Origin of the sequence: Bifidobacterium favimelis (assembly GCF_037963085.1) — a bacterium.
Taxonomy (GTDB): Bacteria; Actinomycetota; Actinomycetes; order Actinomycetales; family Bifidobacteriaceae; genus Bombiscardovia; species Bombiscardovia favimelis.
Window position 1 is genome coordinate 616079 of record NZ_JBANDZ010000001.1, and the last position, 19742, is coordinate 635820.

The window sequence follows — 19742 nt, forward strand, 5'->3', positions numbered from 1 at the left end:
TTCCCTGATGATGAAACGACCCAAGGACCGAACGGCCCCGTGGGCCGCATCGGTGGCCGGCCCGGACCCCGCCGCCGGACCGGGGCGGATGGCCGACGGGGTGGCGGCCCGTCCCGCCCTCTTGACCCCTTGGGGTGGAAGGGGCGGTTCAGGGTGGTGCTGGGCAGCATGTGGCACACGGCCCAGGGGAGGTTCTCCCTGGTCGTCCTTGGTTTCTGGCTGGCCGTCTCCCTGGTATCCATCTTCTGGACCCCGGTCTCCCTATGGGAGACCGATGGTTACAGGATCTGGCGGGGGCCGAGCCGGTCTCACATCCTCGGCACGGACGGGACCGGGGCCGACATCCTCTCCTGGCTCATGGCCGGCAGCGGGACCAACCTGGTCATCAGCCTCCTGGCCGTGCTCTTTTCGGCCCTGCTCGGTCTGGTCCTGGTGGCGGGGATGATCTCCCCCCATCTGGCCGTTTCCCAGGGGGTTGTGGTTCTGGTGGACGCCCTCATATCCCTGCCCACGGTCCTATTGGCGCTCATACTGGCCGTCCCCCTGGGGCCGGGGATGGCCGTGGTCATCGTCGCCTGCGGTTTCGGTTACGGGCTCAACCTGGCCCGCATCGTCCGCCCCCAGGCCCTGCTGGCGGCAGGCTCTGATTATGTACGCTCGGCCCTGTCCGACGGGGTTGGCAGGGGGAGGATCTTCCTGACCCACATCCTGCCAAACCTGGCACCTGTCCTGAGCGTCCAACTCTCCATGTCGGCCGGGACCGCCGTACTGGCGGAGTCCGGCCTGACCTATCTGGGCATCGGGGTCCCCCCGGGCCTGCCCTCCTGGGGGCACTCTTTGACCACCTCGGTCAAGTTCATCAACATCTACCCTCTGACGGTCATCTGGCCCGGCCTGGTGGTCACCCTGGCGGTCGTGGCCCTCAATCTGTTCGGTGACAGCCTGAGGGATGCGGCCGACCCCGTCGCCAACCCGGCCTTGCGGGAGGCCGTGGCCAAGGCTGCGAGGGAGAGGGCTCAAGTGGCCAAGGGGAGGGCGGCCTGGGCCGCCTTGCCCGGGTCTGGTCTGCCCGGGTCTGGTCTGCCCCAGTCCGGTCTTGTCGCTCCCACTGAGACCGGGCCGGCTGAAATCCAGCCTGATGGTTCCGGTTCCAGGCGGAAGGAGGAGGGCTGATGTCGTTGGAGGTCACGAACCTGTCGATGGTCCTATCAGGCAGCACCATCCTGGACGGTGTCAGTCTCCGGGTCGGCGACGGTGAACGTGTGGGACTTATCGGGTCTTCAGGGTCGGGCAAGTCCATGCTGGCCAGGACGGTCATGGGTCTGCAGCCGATTTCGGCCCGCCTGACAGGGTCCATCCTGGTCGACGGCCTGGAGGTGGTCGGGTCCGACGACGCCTCCATGGCCGACCTGAGGGGGTCCCGCATGGCGATGATCTTCCAGGATCCCGCCAGGGCCCTGAGCCCCGTGGCCAGGGTGGGCCGCCAGGTCGAGCTCCCCCTGAAGCTCCACTACCGCCTGACGGCCCAGGAGCGTCGGCGGCGGGCCCTGGCCATGCTGGACAGGGTCGGTCTTGACCCCGCCCTGGCCAGGGCCTATCCCCACCAGCTCTCCGGCGGTCAGCAGCAGAGGGTGGCCATAGCCGCCGCCCTGGTCACCTCGCCCAGGCTGATCGTGGCGGACGAGCCGACCACGGCCCTGGACTCGATCACCCAGCGCCAGATCGTCGACCTCCTGGTCCGCCTGGTCGACGGGGCCGGCTCCTCCCTCCTCTTCATCACCCATGATTTCTCCGTCCTGGCCCGGGCCGCCGTACGCTCATACATACTGGACGGGGGGAGGGTGGTGGAGGCCGGGAGGACGGACGACATCCTCACGGCCCCGGCATCCCGACAGGGGCGCCGGCTCGCCGATGCCGCCCGGGAACTGAGCCTGCACGGGAGGGGGATGGAATCGTGAACGAAGGCGGTCAGTACGTGGTTGGCGTCTCCGGCACTGCGGGGCCAGTGGATGTCCCCCTGCTTGAAGGGGATCATCTGACCAAGTCCTTCCCGGCGAGGACGGCCTCGGGGGAGGATTTCAAGGCCGTCGACGATGTTTCCATAACCCTTGGGCCCGGCCAGTGCCTGGCTGTGATAGGGGAGTCGGGGTCGGGGAAGACGACCCTGACCGGGCTCCTCCTGGGGAGTCTGAGACCGGATGGGGGCAGGGTCGTCTACCGGGGGCAGGAGGTCGCCCCCGGCTCCGCCGGGCTTTCCCTCCTGCGGCGCGAATCCTCCGTGGTCTTCCAGAACCCTTTCGGTTCCCTGGACCCACGCTGGACCGTGGCTAGGTCCGTGTCCGAACCCCTGACTGCAAGGGCCGGTCGGAGGCGCGGCGGTGAAGACCTTGAGGGGGCCGTCCGGAGGATATTGGCCGAGGTCCGCCTGGATCCGGACGAATACATGTACAGGTACCCGGTCGACCTGTCGGGCGGGCAGGCCCAGAGGGTGGCCATAGCCCGGGCCCTGATCAGCCGGCCCCGGGTTCTCCTGGCCGACGAACCAATGAGCGCCATCGACGTGTCGGCCAGGGTGCAGATCCTGTCCACCCTCCGGTCCGTCATGGCCGGTGCCCGCCGGCAGGCCAGGCAGGAAGAGGGCCAGGCCATGGGGATGATCCTGGTCTCCCACGACCTGGGGGTGGTCCAGCACATCGCGGACAGGATCCTGGTCCTGCATTCGGGCCGGGTCGTGGAGACCGGTACGACCGGGCAGGTTTTGGACCACCCGCAGGAGGCCTATACCAGAAGGCTGATCGAGGCGGCCTCCCTGGACTGCTGACGGACGGAGGGGGTGCGCACATCGCGTACATGCGGTGCGGCGACCTGGAGCCGGCCATAGACTGGTTCATATGGTGAACTTGGACGATGCCCGGCAGGCCCTGCACAAGTACTTCGGCTACGAATCCTTCCGCCCGGGGCAGGAGGGGCTGGTCTCGGCGATCCTGGAAGGGAGGGACTGCCTGGGGGTCATGCCCACCGGGGCAGGCAAGTCCATCTGCTACCAGATCCCCGCCACCCTACTTCCCGGGCTGACCGTGGTCATATCCCCCCTCGTCTCCCTGATGAAGGACCAGGTGGATGCCCTGGAAGATGCCGGCATCCATGCGGACTTCATCAATTCCACCCAGACCCCCGAAGAACAGTCCCTGGCCCTGGCCCAGGCCGCCCAGGGCCGGTGTCATATGCTCTATGTGGCCCCCGAACGCCTGGATGCCCCCCGTTTCGTAGATTTTGCCAGCAGGGCGGGCATCGGTCTGGTGGCCGTCGACGAGGCCCACTGCGTGTCCCAGTGGGGGCAGGATTTCAGACCGGCCTACCTCGGCATAGGAGACTTCATCAAGGGGCTGCCCGACCGCCCGGTCGTGGCTGCCTTCACGGCCACCGCCACGCAGAAGGTCAGGCGGGACATCGTCGCCATGCTGGGGCTGAAGACCCCGTACGTCGCCGTTACCGGCTTTGACAGACCCAACCTGTTCTTCGACGTGCGCAAGCTGCAGACCAAGTACAAGAACGGGTGGATCACCCGCTACGCCCACGAGCACCCCGGAGACTCGGGCATCGTCTACTGCGCCACCCGCAAGGAGACCGAGGCCCTGGCCGATGACTTGAACAGGTCCGGAATCGGGGCCGCCGCCTACCATGCCGGCCTGAGCGCGGACGACCGGGAACGGGCCCAGAGGGACTTCGTCAACGACGAGATCCAGGTGGTCGTCGCCACCAACGCCTTCGGCATGGGGATAGACAAGTCCAACGTCCGTTACGTGATTCACCACAACATGCCCGAGAGCATCGAGGCCTATTATCAGGAGGCTGGCAGGGCCGGAAGGGATGGCGAGCCCGCCCGCTGCACCCTCCTGTGGAACGAGGGGGACATCGTCACCAGGCGGAGACTGCTCGACATGGACAGCGGGAACGACCGTCTGACCGGCGAACAGGCCGAGGCCGTCAGGGCCGAGCACCGCCGCCTTCTCAACGTCATGATCGGCTACTGCCGGACGACCGGCTGCCTGCACGAATACATGCTGCGCTACTTCGGCCAGGAGGTCGACCGTGCGGCGGCCGGCCTGGCCCCCACGGAGGCCGACCGGGGGGCCGTCGTCTGCGTGGGCCACCCCGATATGGAGAACGGGGAAGAGGAAGAGGACCAAGGGGAGGCTCCGGCACAAGCCGGGTCACAGGGCCGCAGCCGGAGCGGAAGATCTGCTGCGGGCTGCGGTCCGGAGGAACCGACGGCCGAGGGGAGGGGCTGCGGGAACTGCTCCAACTGCATGAGCACCTTCGAGACCCTGGATGTGAGCGATGTGGCAAGGGCCGTCAGCCGCTGCGTCCACGATGTCAACCAGGCCTTCGGGTCTGGAAAGATCGTGCAGATACTCAAGGGGTCCAGATCCCAGGACCTCCTCAGAAGGGGGCTGGACGGCTGCCCATCCTATGGCAGTCTTGCCCAGGTGCCCGAGGGCAGGATCAGGGACGTGCTCAATCAGATGGCCTCCGACGGCTACCTGACCATCACCGAGGGCCGTCTGCCCATGGTCCACTTCGGCCCGCTGGCAGGGCGCACCGTCACCCCGGATTTCCATTACGAGATCAAGCGGGTCCAGGGGACCGTCCTTTCGGGCGAAGGGGGCCGTCCGGCTGATGATGCTGGAGCGGTCTACGGCAGGACCACCGGCCCTGCCAGCCAGGCGGAGGGCAGGGACCGGGCGGGTGAGACCATGTCGGTTGAGGACCTTACCGGGGATCAGGCCGTTCTCTTCCAGGAGCTGAAGGATCTGCGCACCCGGATAGCCCGTGAGATAGGCAAGCCCCCCTACATCGTCTTCTCCGACAAGTCCCTGCGTGACATGTGCCGGCTGAAACCGACGGATGATGCGGCCTTCCTCGAGGTCAACGGGGTGGGCGAGCACAAGCTGGAGGTCTACGGCCCCCGTTTCATGGAGGTCATCAGGAAGTCGTGAGGCCATGCCGTGAGTCCCGGCTCAGGGAAGCCTTCCCACAACATGGCGTGAAAGGCCCCGCCAGATATGGGCTTGAGCCTACGATGGGGGTACGGGAACACTGTCAAATGAAAGGAACAAGACATGACGGACAAGCCTGTCGTCGAGAGCTTCCAGCTGGACCATACCAAGGTGAAGGCGCCTTACGTGCGTCTTATCGATGAGGAGAAGGGACCCAAGGGGGACATCATCTCCAACTACGACCTGCGTCTGGTCCAGCCCAATGAGAACGCCATCCCCACCGCCGGACTGCACACCATCGAGCACACCATCGCGGTCCTCCTGCGCGAGCGCATCCCCGGCTACATAGACTGCTCCCCCTTCGGGTGCAGGACCGGCTTCCACCTCCTGGCATGGGGGCGCCACTCCACCGAGGATGTGGCCAAGGCCCTGAAGGAGTCCTTGGAGTTCATCGCCAACGAAGCCACCTGGGACGATGTCCCCGGCACCGAAATCACCTCCTGCGGCAACTACAGGGACCACTCCCTCTTCTCCGCCAAGCAGTGGAGCCGTGACATCGTGGCCGCCGGCATCAGCTCCGACCCTTACGAGCGCAAGCTGGTCTGAGTCCCGTCCTCCAAGGGCATCAGGGTGGTCAAACATAAGGCAGGTCACCTGTTCCAGGCGTTGGGATCCGCGCATGGAACAGGTGACCTGCCTGTCGATTGATCGAGGGGGAACCAACCCAGGTGACTAGCCCAGGATGCTTCCTATGGCCTCCATCTGGGCGTCTGACAGCTGGACGGCGGGCTCCCTGATTCCCGTGTCGATGGGCAGACCCTTGAGTCTGACGGCACCCTTGATGGCGGAGATGAAGAGGTCGGCCGTGTCGTAGATGGCCATCAGGCGGTTGATCCGCTCGGCCTGCCTGATGGCTGTTGCGTAGTCGCCCGACTGGTAGGCCTTGTGCATGGACACGAAGGTCTCCGGTTCCACGTTGGTCAGTCCGCACAAGACCCCGTTGCCCCCGCAGACCCGGTTGACCAGGTAGTACTCGTCGAAGCCGGAGAAGACGGAGAAACGGGGGTTGACCTCCCGGACGGCGGCCACGACCTTGCGGGTATGGCTGATGTTGTCCACCGTGTCTTTGATCCCGACGATCCGCTCATGCCTGGCGGCCAGGTCGGCCACCAGTTCAGGGGAGAGGTCCGTGCCCGTGCGGGGAGGGAAGTTGTAGATGATGACCGGCAGGTCGCTGGCCTGGGCCACCAGGTCGAAGTACCGGGCGGCGGCCTGGGGGGAGGGTCCGAAGTAATAGGGGCTGACGGCGACCACGGCATCCGCCCCTGCCTGTCCGGCATGGTGGACAAGGTCCAGCACCCGGTCCATATCGGTGTCGCCCACGCCGACGAAGACCTTCATCCGGGAGCCTATGCGCTTGACGGCGAAGTCGACCACCTCCTTCTTGGTCTGCGGATCGATGGCGTAGAACTCCCCGATGCTGCCGAAGAGGAGGACGCCGTCGACCCCCGCCTGGGCCAGGTGATCCAGGTGCCTGCCCCAGAGGTCGTAGTCCACACTTCCGTCCTGCCTGGTGATGGTGATGGAGGGGCAGAAAATCCCTTCGAAGATGGCTGCTTGTTCCTTCATGTTTTCCCTTCCCTGTACTGGTACGTCCCTGTCTCGATCAATCGTTGTCATGATTTCTCCCCGTCGTGGCTCATCAACCCGCCGCCCGGTTCCATTCCCCCTGTGGCCTGCTTCCGTCCTGTCAGGTCCGCCATCCGTAGGAGGGACCTGCAATACATCCTGCCTCTGGAGGGCGGACCCCGGGTACTCTACGGGATTCCATAGGCCCTCTGGGCGTTGTCGCGGAAGAAGCCCTCGTCCGGGCCGAAGATGTCGAACACTCTGCGGAAGTGGGCGGCCAGGGAGGAACGGCGGTTGACCACGGGCCAGTTGGAGGCGTACAGGATGCGGTTCGGCGGGAAGGCGTCACGCACGAAGCGGACGATGCCGGGGTCCACCGGGTCGTCCCCCGACACCTTCACATAGCATTCCGGCAGACCGGCCAGGGCCTCCATGGCCTTGCGGCTTTCGGGGCTGAGATCGGGCATGTTGCCCAGGTGGTCAATGATCACACGTTCCTGGGGCACCTGGCCGAAGGCCCGGGCCATGTCGGTCAGCTCCCCGCCCCTGTTGCACAGTTCGAAGGGGATCCCCCGGTCGGCCATGGCCTCCAGCCCCTCGATGAAGGAGCGCTGGAGACAGCGGCCGCGCGGCTGGTCGGCCGTATGAAGGGGCTCGCGGATTCCTGTGGCGTTGATGGGGACCGGCATGTATGGGCTGACCCGGGACCGGAGCATCCTGGCCAGGATCCTCGGGTCCTTGTTCTCGCTGAGGAGGCGGGCCTCCTGACCGGGGTCGGCCGAATCCACCTCCACGTAGACCCCGCCCAGGAAGTCGACGCCCAGGGCCTCATACTCCGCAGCCAGGTCGTCCACGGTCCAGCGCCGTATGAGCGGCCCCATCCCCTTCAACCAGTCCAGGCGTTGGATTTGCGGGTCCCACATGTGGAAGTGGGTGTCGATGACCTGCAGCCCTTCTCCCATGATGCCCCCTCAGGCCAGGGCCCGGTCCAGGTGGACGTAGCCGCCGTCCACGAAGACCCACTGGCCTGTGGTGTGCGAAGCCCTGTCGGACAGGAGGAAGACCGTCGTGTCGGCGATCTCCTCGGGGGTGGTCATACGGTGGCCGAGGGGGATCCGGTCGGTTATCTGCGAGAGACGTTCCTTCTGTTCCTGTTCGCTGCCGAAGGTGGTGATCCACTTGGCATAAAGAGGGGTCCAGCACTCGGCGACGACGATGGCGTTGACCCTGACCTCGTCGGGGGCCAGGGCGGCGGCCCACTCACGGGTCAGTCCCAGGATGGCGCCCTTGGCGGCGGCATAGGCGCTGGTCTTCCCCTGCCCGGTGAGGGCGGTCTTGGAGGAGATGTTGACCACGGCCCCCCGGCTCTCCTTGAGGTGGGGGCAGGCCGCATGGACCAGTTCATAGTAATGGGTGAGATTGCCGTGCAGGGACTTCTCGAAGTCCCGCCAGTCCGTGGTCTCCAGGTCCTTGTTGTCGTTGACCCCGGCGTTGTTGACGATTCCGTCGACATGGCCGTATTTGGCGTAGACCTCCTCGACGACGGGGGCGATCCGGTCTGTCTCGTTCAGGTCCATCGTGTAGACCTCATAGTCGTCCGTATACTCTTCGATCGCCTTGTCGAAGGTGACGCGGGCATCGTCGTCACGGTTGATGACGACCGGGATGGCCCCCTCCCTGGCCAGTTCGAGGGAGATGGCCCGGCCGATCCCCTTGAACCCTCCTGTGACGATGACGACCTTGTCCTTCATGTGCAGATCCATGTTGTCTCCTGACTTGTCATATGTGTTGCTTGGTTTTCCGCGGTACGGACCGTTTCCACCGGCCGCGTCACTTCCGTCCGGCTTTCCCTCGGCCGGCACCGGTTTCAACCCTTGTAGAGGTACTTTCGGGCCGTTTCCACCGTCATCTGGGCCCCGTTGCCGGGGGCGACCGGGGCCTGATAGTCCCCGTGCTCGATCCGGACAGGATTGACGAAATATTCGTGCTGGTTGTCCACGTACTCGATCATCCGTCCCTCCTTGGTGCATGAGACGGCCGCATAGTCGAACATGGCGAAGTGGCATACCGCCTCGCACAGGCCCACCCCCCCTGCGTGCGGGCACACGGGCTTGTGGAACTTGCGGGCAAGAAGGTACTCCATGACGATTTCCTGGGGGCCCGCCACCCGGGTGGCGTCGATCTGCATGATGCCGAAGGCGTCGGCCTGGAGATACTGCTTGAACATGATCCTGTTCTGCATCTGCTCCCCGGTGGCCACGGGGATGGGGTTGATGGCCCGGGCTATGGTGGCGTGCCCGATCACGTCGTCGGGGCTGGTGGGCTCCTCCACCCAGGCCAGGTCGAAGTCGTGGAAGTGGTTGATCCAATCGATGGCCTGGGGCACGTCCCACACCTGGTTCGCATCAACGGCAAGGCGGACGTCCGGCCCGATGGTCCTGCGGGCCAGGTCCAGGCGGCGCAGGTCGTCATCCAGATTCTGCCCCACCTTGAGCTTTATCTGCCTGAACCCTTTGACCTCCGTCTCCTCCCTGGCGATCGCGGTCATCTTCTCGTCGCTGTAACCAAGCCATCCGGCGGCGGTGGAATAACCCGGATACCCATTGCGGCGGATGTCCTCGATCCTTTCCTCCTTGCCCTTCTGGCCCTCTTTGAGGATCTGCACGGCCTCGCCGGGAGTCAGTGCATCGGTCATGTAACGGAAGTCCAGGGTCGAAACCAGTTCCTCGGGCTCCATCCGGGCCAGGAGGAGCCACAGAGGCAGGCCCGCCCGCTTGGCCTTGATGTCCCACAGGGCACTCAGGAGGGCGCCGATGGCCATGTGCTCCACACCCTTCTCCGGTCCCAGCCAGCGCAGCTGGGAGTCGTGGACGAGAAGGTCCCAGGCGACTTTCATGTCATCCAGGAGACGTTCGACCTCCAGACCGACCAGGGTCCGGGACATGGACTCGATGGCCGCGCAGACCACGTCGTTGCCCCGGCCGATCGTGAATACGAATCCGCATCCCACGATACCGTCGTCGGCCGAGGTGGAGATCTCCACATAGGCGGCCGAATAATCAGGGTCCTTGTTCATGGCATCCGACCCCGAGAGGGTGTCGGAGGTGGGGAAGCGGAAATCGTAGGTTCGTATCCCCGTGATGGTGCTCATATGGGCTCCTTCGCCTCGTTTATGGTTCGGTTACATCTTAGACGGGGCGCTGACCTGTCGGTCAGGTTCCAAGGGGAAGCTGTCATGCAGTCGTTTTTTATTCCCGCCTTCGCTCTGTGCGTACGGGCCTCACTTCAACTGCCAAAACGTTACACTCTTGCTTCGGCAATCGCGGGGCAGGCCCCGCGGATCCGGCAAAGAAATGAGGTGTCCGAATTGCAGGAGTACGAAAAGGCCGCACGTTGGTTCCGTCACGCAACCGACGAGGACTACGACACCATCGCATCTGTTTACTCATACGCCCGTCTCAAGATGATCCAGGGGGGCAACCCACGCCAGTGGGGCACCAAGTATCCCCTGCCCGAGCGCATCCACGAGGACATCGACGGGAGGCACACCATCCTCCTCGTGGACGATGCCGCTGACATCCCCGCTCCGTCCCCGGACGTCCCCTACGACCCTCCGGTCCTCAGGGAACGCAGGGGGGAGCACGAGAGGGTGATCGGCATCTTCTCCGTCTTCCACGATCCCGATCCGGACTACAAGGTCATCGACGGCGACTGGCTTGACGACCTGCCTTACACCACGATCCACAGGGTGGCTTCCTCCGGCCTGGCCCGCCACGCCGCAGCCGACCTGCTCACCTGGAGCAAGAAGACCTTCGGCAATGTCCGCTGCGACACCGGGCTGAAGAACCACGCCATGCAGCACATCCTGGAATCCCAGGGATTCACCAGGTGCGGCAACATCATCATGCCCGAGAACGACGAAATCGAGAACGTCAGGGTGGCATACCAGTGGAACGGCCGGACCCTGGTGCCAAGCGCCCCTTCGCGCCTCGCCGAGCGTCGTCTGGTCCACGCCTGATGACGGCTGCGGATTCCCCCCACCAAGGTCTGCCGGCCGATGGGCCGGCAGACCGGAACGTGCCGATATCGTCAGGGTGAGGGCCGATGGCCCGGTCCGGACCGGACCGGGCCGCACAATGGAGGCATGAGTCTGAGTGCAGCCCCCCGGTGGGACTTTTCTTCCTCTGCAGGACGGGACAACTACCGTCGCGCCCTGGGCGCCTACCCGGGTCAGGTGATCGTCGACCTGGCCGCCTTGAAGGCCAACATGGAACACCTGGTCAAGAGGGTGGGCGGCCCCGGAGGGGGTACCGCCGTCATGGGGGTGGTGAAGGCGGATGCCTATGGGCACGGCCTCATACCCACAGCCCTGGCCGCCCTGGCCGGCGGGGCCACCTGGCTGGGCACGGCCCAGGCCCGTGAGGCCCTGGCCCTGCGCCGGGCCGGCATCGGACCGGACCGTTGCAGGGTGCTCACCTGGATGTACAACGCGGCGGCGGCCCCATTCGAAGACCTGATCGCCGACGACATCGATCTGGCCGTCGGGTCCTTGGACGGAATCGAGGCCATCGCCGCGGCCGCCAGGCGATTGGGTAGGCCGGCCAGGGTCCATGTGAAGGTGGACACGGGCTTCGGCCGCAACGGGTTCACCCCCCGGTCCTTTGACGGCGCCCTGGAGGCACTGGCCCGTCACGCCGCCGAAGGCTCGCTCAAGGTGATAGGCCTTTTCAGCCACCTGGCGGTGGCCGATATGCCCGACAACCAGGATTTTGTGGCCTCCACCGACGACCAGATCCGTTCCTTCGACGGCTTCGCCCGCCGTATGGCGGCCTGCGGGCTCAAGCCGGAAATCCGCCACCTGGCCAACACGGCCGCCACCCTCACACGCCCTCGAATACATTATGAACTGACCAGACCGGGCATCGGCCTGTATGGATACGAGCCCGATCCCTCCATGGGGGTTTCCTCGGACTACGGGCTCAAGCCCGCCATGACCCTTCAGGCACAGCTGGGCACGGTCAAGGACCTGGATGGCGGACACAGCGTTTCCTATGGGAGGACCTACTTCACCCAGGCTGCCACCAGCACGGCCATCCTCCCCCTGGGGTACGCGGACGGCATCCATCGGTCCGCCTCCGGTTTCGATCATGAGGGGTCCCTGGGCGTGGACCATCCGGGCGGTCCGGTCCGCCTGATGACAGTCCAGGGCCCCCGCCTGGTCAGGGTGTCCGGCAGGGTCTGCATGGACCAGTGCGTCCTGGATCTCAAGGGGAGGTCCGACGATCTGGGCGTCCACGAGGGCGACACGGTGGTCCTCTTCGGACCCGGTAGGGGGGAGGGATTCTGCGAGCCCACCGCCGATGACTGGGCCAAAGCCGCCGACACCATCAGTTATGAGGTCTTCACCTGCCTACGCAACAGGGTCACCCGCCTCTACCTGCATGCCCCGCAGGTCATCCGTCCCGAGGACATGCACCTGCTTGATCCGACCTCCATCCTGTGACTTGTGGCTTGTGACTTGTGACCTGTGGCTTGTGGCTTGTGACCTGTGACCGGCATAGGCGGCCGCCGGTATGAGACGGCAACCCCCTTATGGCGGATTTGCCTTATGGCGACGGCAGGGGCCGAATCCGGGGCAGCGGGTGGGTCGTAAAGGTGATGCCTGTCACATCCGGGCCATCCGGCGTGAAGATACCTCTTACATCCTTGCAGTTCCATCGGCCAAGTGATGAGATGAAGGCATGAGCACATATACAGGAAAAGAACCGTCATCCATCTCCTACACGGCTGTCGCCGACATAAAGGGCGGCCGCAATGGTCATGCCGACAGCCATGATCCGGACCTCTCCTTGGACCTGGACACCCCCAAGGCCATGGGCGGCAAGGGGGAGGGGACCAACCCCGAGCAGCTCTTCGCCATCGGCTGGGGGGCCTGCTTCCAGGGGGCCATGGGCCTGGCCGGCAAGGAGCTGCGTGTGGCCGCCACCAAGCTGTCCCAGAGCAGGGTCCGCACCCATATCTCCTTGGGCGACGAGGGCGAATCTTTCGGCATCAAGGCCAAGATCGAGGTCTGCCTGCCTGGCGTGGACCGCGACCTGGCCCAGCGCCTGGTCGACAGGACCCAGGAGCTCTGCCCCTACTCCAAGGCGACCGCCGGAAACGTTCCCACCGAAGTGGTCGTCGTGGACGACCTGGACTGACAGGTCCTCAAAGTCCCGGGTCCGTCGTGGCAGCGCCGCTGCCAGGCGGTCCCGCTGTTTGCGTGCCCGGCCAGAACAAGCATCGGCGGTTCCGGCGGGGCGGCTTTGTTCATGGGGGGGGTGCGCCCACTTGCGTCACGCCACCTTCCTGGCGACAATGATGGAGATGGGCCGTGAGACGGCGTGAGGAGGGGCTGATGGGTGCGGAAGCGGGCGACCGGATCTTGCGGGGTGAGGGATACACCCCAGAAGACGAGGAACGGTGGGCACCGGAGCCCCCCAAGACCAGCAGCAGAACCGCCTTCCAGCGCGACCGTGCCCGTCTGGTCCATTCCTCAGCCCTGCGCAGGCTGGGAGCCAAAACGCAGATCCTTGTGGCGGGTACCGACGACTTCGCCCGGACCCGTCTCACCCACACCCTGGAGGTGGCACAGATAGGCCGGCAGATCGGCACCATGCTGGGGTGTGATCCGGATGTGGTCGACTGCGCCTGTCTGGCCCACGACCTGGGCCACCCGCCCTTCGGACACAACGGCGAACGGGCCCTGGCTTCTCTGGCCTCCTCCATAGGGGGGTTCGAGGGGAATGCGCAGACCCTCCGCCTCCTCACACGGCTGGAACCCAAGGTCTTCCAACCAGACGGCCGCAGCGCAGGGGTCAACCTGACCAGGGCCGCCCTGGACGCCACCGTGAAATATCCTTGGACCCTGGCAGAGGCAGCCAGCCATCCCAAGGGGGAGAGGACGGCGAAGTTCTGCGTCTACCCGGATGACATGGAGGTATTCCGCTGGTTGAAGGAGGGGGCGCCCGCGGCGACCACCCCCATGGAGTGCCAGGTGATGGACCTGTCGGATGACATAGCATACAGTGTCCACGATGTGGAGGACGCCATCGTGGTGGGATCCTTCAACCCCCTGGCCCTGACCGATTCCCATGTTGTGGATGCCGTCGTCGCGTCGGCCCGGTCCTGGTACGGGGACAGGTGGGACCCGGATCTCCTCCTGGAAGCCCTAGGCAGGCTGAGATCCAAGCTTCCTGTCCACTTCAACGGATCGCGTCGCGCCCTGGCCCAGCTCAAGAACATGACCAGCTCCCTGATCGGCCGCTTCGCCGATTCCGTGGAGAGGGCCACACGGGAGCGTTACGGGCCCGGCCCGCTGACCAGATACTCGGCCTCGGTCGTCATCCCCAGGCAGACGGCTTATGAAATCGTCGCCCTGAAGGGGATTGCCGTCTATTTCGTCATGGCTCCCCGCGAGCACGAGCCCTTCCACGATGAACAGCTGAAGATAGTGACCGACCTGGTCGATGTGATGATGGCGGATTCCCCCTCACCCTCTGATGCCCTTGAGAACGTCTTCCTGGAGGACTGGCAGGAGGCCGCGAACGACGATGAGCGCCTCCGTGTGGCCATAGACCAGGTGGCCAGCCTGACCGATGGGTCTGCCCTGGCCCTCCATTCCGTCGTCTGCGGATGAACGGATCGGCGGGGGCGGACCCCATGCGCCGGCGGTGGTCAGCGGGACTGCGCCCCGGGGGTCCTCTCTTCGGTGGGAGCCGTCGCCTTTCTTGAAAGTGCAAACGAGGCGGCAAGACCGATAAGGGCGACGGCCACCATGAAGATGAAGGCCCAGCGGTACCCGTTCTCCATGGCCTGACCGCCCTTGTAGCCGGCGGATACTGCCTGGGACGTGCCCAGGGTCACGATCATCATTGCCGCGGCTGTGCCGAGTGAACCACCTATCTGACGGATGGTGGACGCGGCTGCGTTGCCGTGGGCCGTGTACCTGGTCGGCAGGGCATTGATTCCTTCGGTGAAGGTCGTCATCATGACGAAGGCGATTCCCACCATCCTCAGGGCGTAACAGGAGGCGATTTCGACCAGGCTGGTGTACTGGCCGAACCAGAGCATGGGAACGGTTCCAATCAGGAGCACTGTGTATCCGATCAGGGATATTTTCCTGACCCCGATCCTGTCATACAGGGCGCCGGAAAGTGGATTGCAGAGTCCCATGACGATTGCTCCGGGCAGCATGACCAGGCCTGAAGTCAGAGCACTGGACCCCCTGGTGTTCTGCAGGTAAAGGGGGAGGACCAGTTCGATGCCCACCATGGCGATGTTGCTCAGTGTGCTCAGAAGGGTGGTCAGGTTGAAGATGCCGTTGGAGAAGACGCGGAGATTGACCAAAGGATCGCTGAGGACGAACTGCCTGCGGCAGAAGAGTGCGATGGCCAGTATGCCCACTGCCAGGAGGAGGCCGTCCGTCACAGAGACCCTGCCTGAGTCGCCTATGGAAGAAAGCGAATACAGGAGCAGGCCAAAGCCCAGGCAGGAGCAGACGATGGACATGACGTCGATTTTGGTCCGCCTGGGTGTGTTGACCGTGTAGACAAAGCGGAATGATGCAATCAGTATGACCACTGCGACGGCGGCCAGGGTGATGAAGAGGGCCCTCCAGGACCAGTGCTCCAGGATGAAGCCCGACAGGGTGGGACCCACCGTCGGCCCCAGGGCCACGACCAGGCCGGTGACTCCCAGAGCCAGGCCCCTTTTATCCGGAGGGAAGAGGAGGAGCATGACGTTCTGTATGAAGGGCATCAGGGAACCTGCTGCCACGGCCTGGACGATCCTCCCGGTCAGCAGAAGGGGGAAATGTCCGGCGGAAAAGATGCAGATAAGGGACCCCGCGAGGAAGATGGCGATCATGGTCATGTAGATGGACTTGGACGTGAAGTTGGAGAAGACCCAGGCCGATACCGGAATCATGAGGCCGACAACCAGCAGATAGGCCGTGCTCAGCCATTGGGCCGTCGACTGCGAGACGTGGAAGTCCGCCATGATGGTCGGCAGGGCGTTGTTGAGGAAGGTTTCGGCCATCAGTGCCAGAAAGGCCCCCAGGAGGAGGGTGTCCATCATCAAGCCCCGATTGCGTCCCGATCCCGATTCCCCATCACTGTCATGGACGGACCCCTGCGTGACGGCCTTTTGAATGACTTCATTCCCCTCATCCGTATCTGTGACCATGGTTGTTCGCCTTTCCGCTTGTCTGTTCATCGCCGCCGCTCCGGTGCCGTCGGTCCGGGACCGCGTCGGCCCCTTCACGATTACCTGTGGTCCTCGAGGAGGGGCCTGTGGATGTCGGTCCGGTTGGTCTGCTGACTCCGGTCCCTGCCACGTGGGGCCCCTCATGTATCCGTTCCAGCGCGGTCGGCATGGCGCATGGTGTGGATGATTCTGTTGAGGAAACTGACCAAGAGGCTCTTTTCCTCAGGAGAGAACCCCTTGAGGGCCAGTGAGTTGGTCCCGTTCATGGCATCGGCGATCCGTCGGCCGTCGACTGACATCCTTCGGCGGCCCATGTCCGTGATGGACAGCCTGACCTGTCTTCTGTCCTCCGGCAGTGGGTGGGCGGCGACCCACCCGGAGGCCTCAAGCCGCTTCACTATGCTGCGCACGGTGGGGTGGCTCAGGCAGAAGCGGTCGGCAACATCCTTCTGTGTGACCCTGGTCCCCTCGGCCTCATAGAGGAAGTAGACGATGATGAACTGGGTGCCGGTCAGGTCGGGGAAGATCACCTTGACCTGGCTGGTCAGATGTTTCTCTATCAGTATGTTCGCCTTTTTGATCAAGGAGCCAGGATTCTCCTCCATCCTCGTCATCCCCTGCATGTGCCGCCTTCCCTTCTGCATCATAGAAAATGTAGCAAGCTACAGTATTTACTTTCTCTTGCCCCATGTCAACTCCAGCCGCATGAAATGGGATGCTACCCGGTCTGCACCCTCCCCGTTCTTCCCCCAGCAATGTGTGACAAGCCGGAGGGCTGTGCCCTCGGACCGGCAGGCGGTCGCCCTGACCGACGCTCTTCCCCCTGCCCAGGTAGTCTGGAGGGTATGCCAGGACTGATCAAGAAGGAAGACATAGAGCGTGTGCGTGCCACGGCCGACCTTTATGACATAGTGTCGGACACGGTCACCTTGAAACCTTCCGGTTCGGGCACTTACATGGGACTGTGCCCCTTCCATGACGAGAAGACTCCAAGTTTCTCCGTCCGGCCCTCCCTGGGCGTGTGGCACTGCTTCGGCTGCGGCCTGGGTGGTGACGTCTTCAACTATGTGGAGAAGGAGGAGAACGTCGACTTCGGCGATGCCGTGGAAATCCTCGCGGACCGCTACCACATAGAACTCCACTATGAGAACTCCGGACCCGATCGGCCGCAGGGGTCCAAGCGCTCACGCCTTCTGGAGGCCAACGAGGAGGCCCAACGTTACTTCGTCTCCCAACTGCTGACCAAGGAGGCTCTCGCCGCGAGGAAGCTCCTGGACGGCAGGACCTTTTCCCGGGACCAATGCGCCCACTTCGGCTGCGGATACGCCCCCCGGGGATGGGACAACCTGGTCCGCCACCTGGCGACCAAGGGATTCACCCGTCAGGAGATGCTGGATGCGGGCCTGGCCCGTCAGGGGCAGCGGGGCATCTATGACTACTTCCGCGGCCGGGCGACCTGGCCCATCCGAGATTCCACCGGCCGCACCCTGGGATTCGGTGCCAGGAAGCTGTATGACGACGACACCATCCAGGCCAAATACATCAACACCCCCGACACCCAGCTCTACCGGAAGACCCAGGTGCTCTACGGAATCGACCTGGCAAAGGACTCAATCGTCAAGAAGCGGCAGGTGGTCATCGTCGAGGGATACACGGACGTGATGGCCTGCCACCTGGCCGGGGTGACCACGGCGGTGGCGACCTGCGGCACGGCCTTCGGCCAGGAGCATGCCAAGATTGTCCGCCGGCTCATATCGGACGACGCCCTGGGGGGCATCCAGCTGGTGGGACCGGTCAAAGGGTCAAGGGTGGTCTTCACCTTCGATGGTGATGCGGCAGGTCAGAAGGCGGCCCTCCATGCCTTCGGCCTGGACGGCAGCTTCCTCACCCAGACCTTCGTGGCAGTGGCCCGGGAGAACCTGGATCCCTGCGACCTGCGGATCAAGTACGGCGACGAGGCGGTCCGGTCGCTGGTCGAGGGGGCCACCCCCCTCTACGACTTCGTGATCAAGTCGGCCGTGGACATGTTCGACACCCAGTACACCACAGGTCAGATGGGGGCGGTCAAGGCCGTGGCCCCGATCATCGCCCAGATCAGGGACCGTTCCCTGGTCGGCTTGTACGCAAGGAAGACGGCCAGACGGATCGGGGTGGATCTTGACGTCCTCGTCCCCGAGGTGAACCGGGCCCGCAGGCAGTTGAGGATCCATGACGAGGATGCCTACGCCCAACGTCAACGCCGCTATGGCGGCGACTCTTTCGGTCAGGCCGGGCAGGAGCGGTCTGTCGACCCCGCCCAGCGGCACAGGGTCGAACATCAGGATGCCATCCAACAGGGGTACTACAAAATCGACGATCCGGTCTTCATCTGTGAACAGCAGTTCATGGGGATCCTGATACAGATACCCAGAGCCGTCGGCCGGAGTGCTTATGACCAGCTGGATGACGACAGTTTCAGCGTCCCCGTCTTCCGCTCCCTCTTCCAGGCGGTGGAGGCCGCGGGCGGCCTGCCGGGGAACGACACCCCCCAGGGTCTGTGGATGCACAACCTGACCAAGGCCGCCGGTCCCATGTTGGAGTCGGCCATCAACGAGCTGGCCGTCATGCCCCTTCCCCTGCCGGAGGGTGATAAGGAACAGGGCGGGCAAAGCGGCCGGGTGCAGGCAGGGTCCGGCGGGTCCGCCGCGGATTCCCAGGGACTGGCGGGAGGGACACCCGTGAACGCCGCGGCGGTCCAACTGCGGCCGCCCACCGCAGAGGAGAGGCAGTATGCCTCCGAGCTTCTGGTCCGCCTCCTGGATGCCACCTTCATGCGTCAGATCGCCTCAGCCAAGCGGCAGATGAACCGCCTCCCCGATGGACAGGAGAAGTTCGACCTGCTGGGTCGGATCACCCAGCTGGAGACCCACCGCAAGGAACTGCGCAACCAGGTCTTCGGCAACGCCGACTGACACCGGGGGCCATCGTTGCAGCCGGGTCGCCGTGGGCCCGGGCGCATATAGTGGGACCCATGTGCACAGCGGGACTTGAGGAAAGGGCGGGGGAGGGTGGTCGCGCCCTCCTTCCCGGGGCGGTTTTCTGGGACATGGACGGAACCCTGATCGATTCGGAACCCTACTGGCACCAGGTCGAGATCGACCTGGCCCGCCGATATGGCGGCAGATGGGACGAAACCCTGGGATGGAGGATGAGCGGGACCCCTCTGCCTGTGGTCGCCCGGGTCATGCGGGAGCACGGCCTGCAACTGCCGGCAGAAGATGTCCCAGCCCTCCTCATCGAAGGGGTGGCCCGCATGGAGAAGGAGCATATGCCCTGGATCGAGGGCGCCCGAGATCTCTTGTCCTCTTTGGCCAGGGCGGGGGTCCCCTCCGTCCTGGTGACCACATCGCCCCGCCGCATGGCCCGGGCCCTCGTGGATCAGGCGCCGGACGGGGCCTTCGCCGCCTTCGTCTGCGGCGATGACGACCTGCCCAAGAAGCCGGATCCGGCTCCTTACCTTTACGCAGCCTCCCTGGTCGGCATAGAGAAGGGGGAGATGGCGCAGACCATCGCTTTGGAAGATTCAGAAACCGGCATCAGGTCCGCCGCGGCATCCGGAGCGACAACACTGGCGTTCACCGGTGCCACCCCTGGTGACAGGAGGCCCGGGCCGGAAGCGGCCTCCTTCGACACCTATGTGGGCATGACTGCCGGGAAACTGGGAGGGTTCCTTCCGGGTCGGTCCCCGCTCCCTCGAGCGACCCGGTAACCCCACCTGCGAGTTTCGTTGGCCTCTTGCCGTTTCTTATATGCTCTGTCAAACGGGGGGGGGGCGGGCCGCAAGATGTCACGGACGGAGTGTCGCTCTTGTCATCTTGTCCCATCAGA

17 protein-coding genes are annotated in these 19742 nt (G+C 64.6%); 11 read left to right on the forward strand and 6 right to left on the reverse strand.

Features of this window, described 5'->3' with window-relative positions; genetic code table 11:
* Window positions 1-168: 168 nt before the first annotated feature.
* The 5 genes from V6584_RS02470 (at window position 169) to V6584_RS02490 (ending at window position 5606) form a co-directional block, all read left to right on the forward strand.
* Window positions 169-1173: an ABC transporter permease gene (locus V6584_RS02470; RefSeq protein ID WP_340469707.1), complete on the forward strand. Its 1005-nt coding sequence runs from the start codon at window positions 169-171 to the stop codon at window positions 1171-1173.
* A complete protein-coding gene (locus V6584_RS02475) occupies window positions 1173-1958 on the forward strand; it encodes an ABC transporter ATP-binding protein (protein ID WP_340468842.1) in 786 nt (261 codons plus the stop codon). The genes V6584_RS02470 and V6584_RS02475 overlap by 1 nt, the downstream gene beginning before the upstream one ends.
* A 47-nt stretch (window positions 1959-2005) precedes the next feature.
* Window positions 2006-2821 (forward strand): ABC transporter ATP-binding protein, encoded by an 816-nt coding sequence (locus V6584_RS02480; protein WP_404802619.1) that lies wholly within the window; start codon window positions 2006-2008, stop codon window positions 2819-2821.
* A gap of 70 nt (window positions 2822-2891) precedes the next feature.
* On the forward strand, window positions 2892-5000 hold the full coding sequence (locus tag V6584_RS02485; protein ID WP_340468843.1) for a RecQ family ATP-dependent DNA helicase: 2109 nt from the start codon (window positions 2892-2894) through the stop codon (window positions 4998-5000).
* Between the two features lie 123 nt (window positions 5001-5123).
* Entirely contained in the window at window positions 5124-5606 is a 483-nt protein-coding gene (locus V6584_RS02490; RefSeq protein WP_340468844.1) for an S-ribosylhomocysteine lyase, read from the forward strand.
* A gap of 126 nt (window positions 5607-5732) precedes the next feature.
* On the opposite strand, the gene V6584_RS02495 is transcribed toward V6584_RS02490, so the two are convergent.
* The 4 genes from V6584_RS02495 to V6584_RS02510 form a co-directional block, all read right to left on the reverse strand.
* A complete protein-coding gene (locus V6584_RS02495) occupies window positions 5733-6629 on the reverse strand; it encodes a dihydrodipicolinate synthase family protein (protein ID WP_340468845.1) in 897 nt (298 codons plus the stop codon).
* A 188-nt stretch (window positions 6630-6817) separates the two neighbouring features.
* Window positions 6818-7591, reverse strand: coding sequence for an amidohydrolase family protein (locus tag V6584_RS02500; RefSeq protein WP_340468846.1), 774 nt, complete (start codon window positions 7589-7591; stop codon window positions 6818-6820).
* A 9-nt stretch (window positions 7592-7600) separates the two neighbouring features.
* Window positions 7601-8392 (reverse strand): SDR family oxidoreductase, encoded by a 792-nt coding sequence (locus V6584_RS02505; protein WP_340468847.1) that lies wholly within the window; start codon window positions 8390-8392, stop codon window positions 7601-7603.
* Between the two features lie 104 nt (window positions 8393-8496).
* Window positions 8497-9780: an enolase C-terminal domain-like protein gene (locus V6584_RS02510; protein WP_340468848.1), complete on the reverse strand. Its 1284-nt coding sequence runs from the start codon at window positions 9778-9780 to the stop codon at window positions 8497-8499.
* A gap of 207 nt (window positions 9781-9987) precedes the next feature.
* On the opposite strand from V6584_RS02510, the gene V6584_RS02515 reads away from it, so the two are divergent.
* The 4 genes from V6584_RS02515 (at window position 9988) to V6584_RS02530 (ending at window position 14307) form a co-directional block, all read left to right on the forward strand.
* Window positions 9988-10647: an N-acetyltransferase gene (locus V6584_RS02515; RefSeq protein WP_340468849.1), complete on the forward strand. Its 660-nt coding sequence runs from the start codon at window positions 9988-9990 to the stop codon at window positions 10645-10647.
* Window positions 10648-10773: 126 nt separating this feature from the next.
* Window positions 10774-12132: an alanine racemase gene (gene alr, locus V6584_RS02520; RefSeq protein ID WP_340468850.1), complete on the forward strand. Its 1359-nt coding sequence runs from the start codon at window positions 10774-10776 to the stop codon at window positions 12130-12132.
* Between the two features lie 238 nt (window positions 12133-12370).
* Window positions 12371-12829 carry an Ohr family peroxiredoxin gene (locus V6584_RS02525; RefSeq protein WP_340468851.1) on the forward strand — a complete coding sequence of 153 codons (459 nt, stop codon included), beginning with the start codon at window positions 12371-12373 and terminating at the stop codon, window positions 12827-12829.
* 197 nt (window positions 12830-13026) lie between these two features.
* Window positions 13027-14307 carry a deoxyguanosinetriphosphate triphosphohydrolase gene (locus tag V6584_RS02530; RefSeq protein ID WP_340468852.1) on the forward strand — a complete coding sequence of 427 codons (1281 nt, stop codon included), beginning with the start codon at window positions 13027-13029 and terminating at the stop codon, window positions 14305-14307.
* 38 nt (window positions 14308-14345) lie between these two features.
* Here V6584_RS02530 and V6584_RS02535 read toward each other — a convergent pair whose 3' ends face one another.
* Both V6584_RS02535 and V6584_RS02540 read right to left on the reverse strand, forming a co-directional pair.
* Window positions 14346-15854, reverse strand: a complete 1509-nt coding sequence (locus V6584_RS02535) for an MDR family MFS transporter (RefSeq protein WP_340468853.1) — start codon at window positions 15852-15854, stop codon at window positions 14346-14348.
* 161 nt (window positions 15855-16015) lie between these two features.
* Window positions 16016-16519 carry a MarR family winged helix-turn-helix transcriptional regulator gene (locus V6584_RS02540; RefSeq protein WP_340486162.1) on the reverse strand — a complete coding sequence of 168 codons (504 nt, stop codon included), beginning with the start codon at window positions 16517-16519 and terminating at the stop codon, window positions 16016-16018.
* A 201-nt stretch (window positions 16520-16720) separates the two neighbouring features.
* On the opposite strand from V6584_RS02540, the gene dnaG reads away from it, so the two are divergent.
* Both dnaG and V6584_RS02550 read left to right on the forward strand, forming a co-directional pair.
* Complete coding sequence (gene dnaG, locus V6584_RS02545) at window positions 16721-18826, forward strand: DNA primase (protein WP_340468855.1); 2106 nt, start codon at window positions 16721-16723, stop codon at window positions 18824-18826.
* A gap of 59 nt (window positions 18827-18885) precedes the next feature.
* Window positions 18886-19623, forward strand: coding sequence for an HAD family hydrolase (locus V6584_RS02550; RefSeq protein WP_340468856.1), 738 nt, complete (start codon window positions 18886-18888; stop codon window positions 19621-19623).
* The last annotated feature ends 119 nt before the right edge of the window (window positions 19624-19742 follow it).

Bases quoted from the DNA above. Each gene is read 5' to 3' on its own strand.
- V6584_RS02490 (WP_340468844.1), top strand. From the start codon at position 5,124: ATGACGGACAAGCCTGTCGTCGAGAGCTTCCAGCTGGACCATACCAAG.
- dnaG (WP_340468855.1), top strand. From the start codon at position 16,721: ATGCCAGGACTGATCAAGAAGGAAGACATAGAGCGTGTGCGTGCCACG.
- V6584_RS02495 (WP_340468845.1), bottom strand. From the start codon at position 6,629: ATGAAGGAACAAGCAGCCATCTTCGAAGGGATTTTCTGCCCCTCCATC.
- V6584_RS02505 (WP_340468847.1), bottom strand. From the start codon at position 8,392: ATGGATCTGCACATGAAGGACAAGGTCGTCATCGTCACAGGAGGGTTC.
- V6584_RS02510 (WP_340468848.1), bottom strand. From the start codon at position 9,780: ATGAGCACCATCACGGGGATACGAACCTACGATTTCCGCTTCCCCACC.
- V6584_RS02525 (WP_340468851.1), top strand. From the start codon at position 12,371: ATGAGCACATATACAGGAAAAGAACCGTCATCCATCTCCTACACGGCT.
- V6584_RS02470 (WP_340469707.1), top strand. From the start codon at position 169: ATGTGGCACACGGCCCAGGGGAGGTTCTCCCTGGTCGTCCTTGGTTTC.
- alr (WP_340468850.1), top strand. From the start codon at position 10,774: ATGAGTCTGAGTGCAGCCCCCCGGTGGGACTTTTCTTCCTCTGCAGGA.
- V6584_RS02475 (WP_340468842.1), top strand. From the start codon at position 1,173: ATGTCGTTGGAGGTCACGAACCTGTCGATGGTCCTATCAGGCAGCACC.
- V6584_RS02500 (WP_340468846.1), bottom strand. From the start codon at position 7,591: ATGGGAGAAGGGCTGCAGGTCATCGACACCCACTTCCACATGTGGGAC.
- V6584_RS02530 (WP_340468852.1), top strand. From the start codon at position 13,027: ATGGGTGCGGAAGCGGGCGACCGGATCTTGCGGGGTGAGGGATACACC.
- V6584_RS02535 (WP_340468853.1), bottom strand. From the start codon at position 15,854: ATGGTCACAGATACGGATGAGGGGAATGAAGTCATTCAAAAGGCCGTC.
- V6584_RS02550 (WP_340468856.1), top strand. From the start codon at position 18,886: ATGTGCACAGCGGGACTTGAGGAAAGGGCGGGGGAGGGTGGTCGCGCC.
- V6584_RS02540 (WP_340486162.1), bottom strand. From the start codon at position 16,519: ATGCAGAAGGGAAGGCGGCACATGCAGGGGATGACGAGGATGGAGGAG.
- V6584_RS02485 (WP_340468843.1), top strand. From the start codon at position 2,892: ATGGTGAACTTGGACGATGCCCGGCAGGCCCTGCACAAGTACTTCGGC.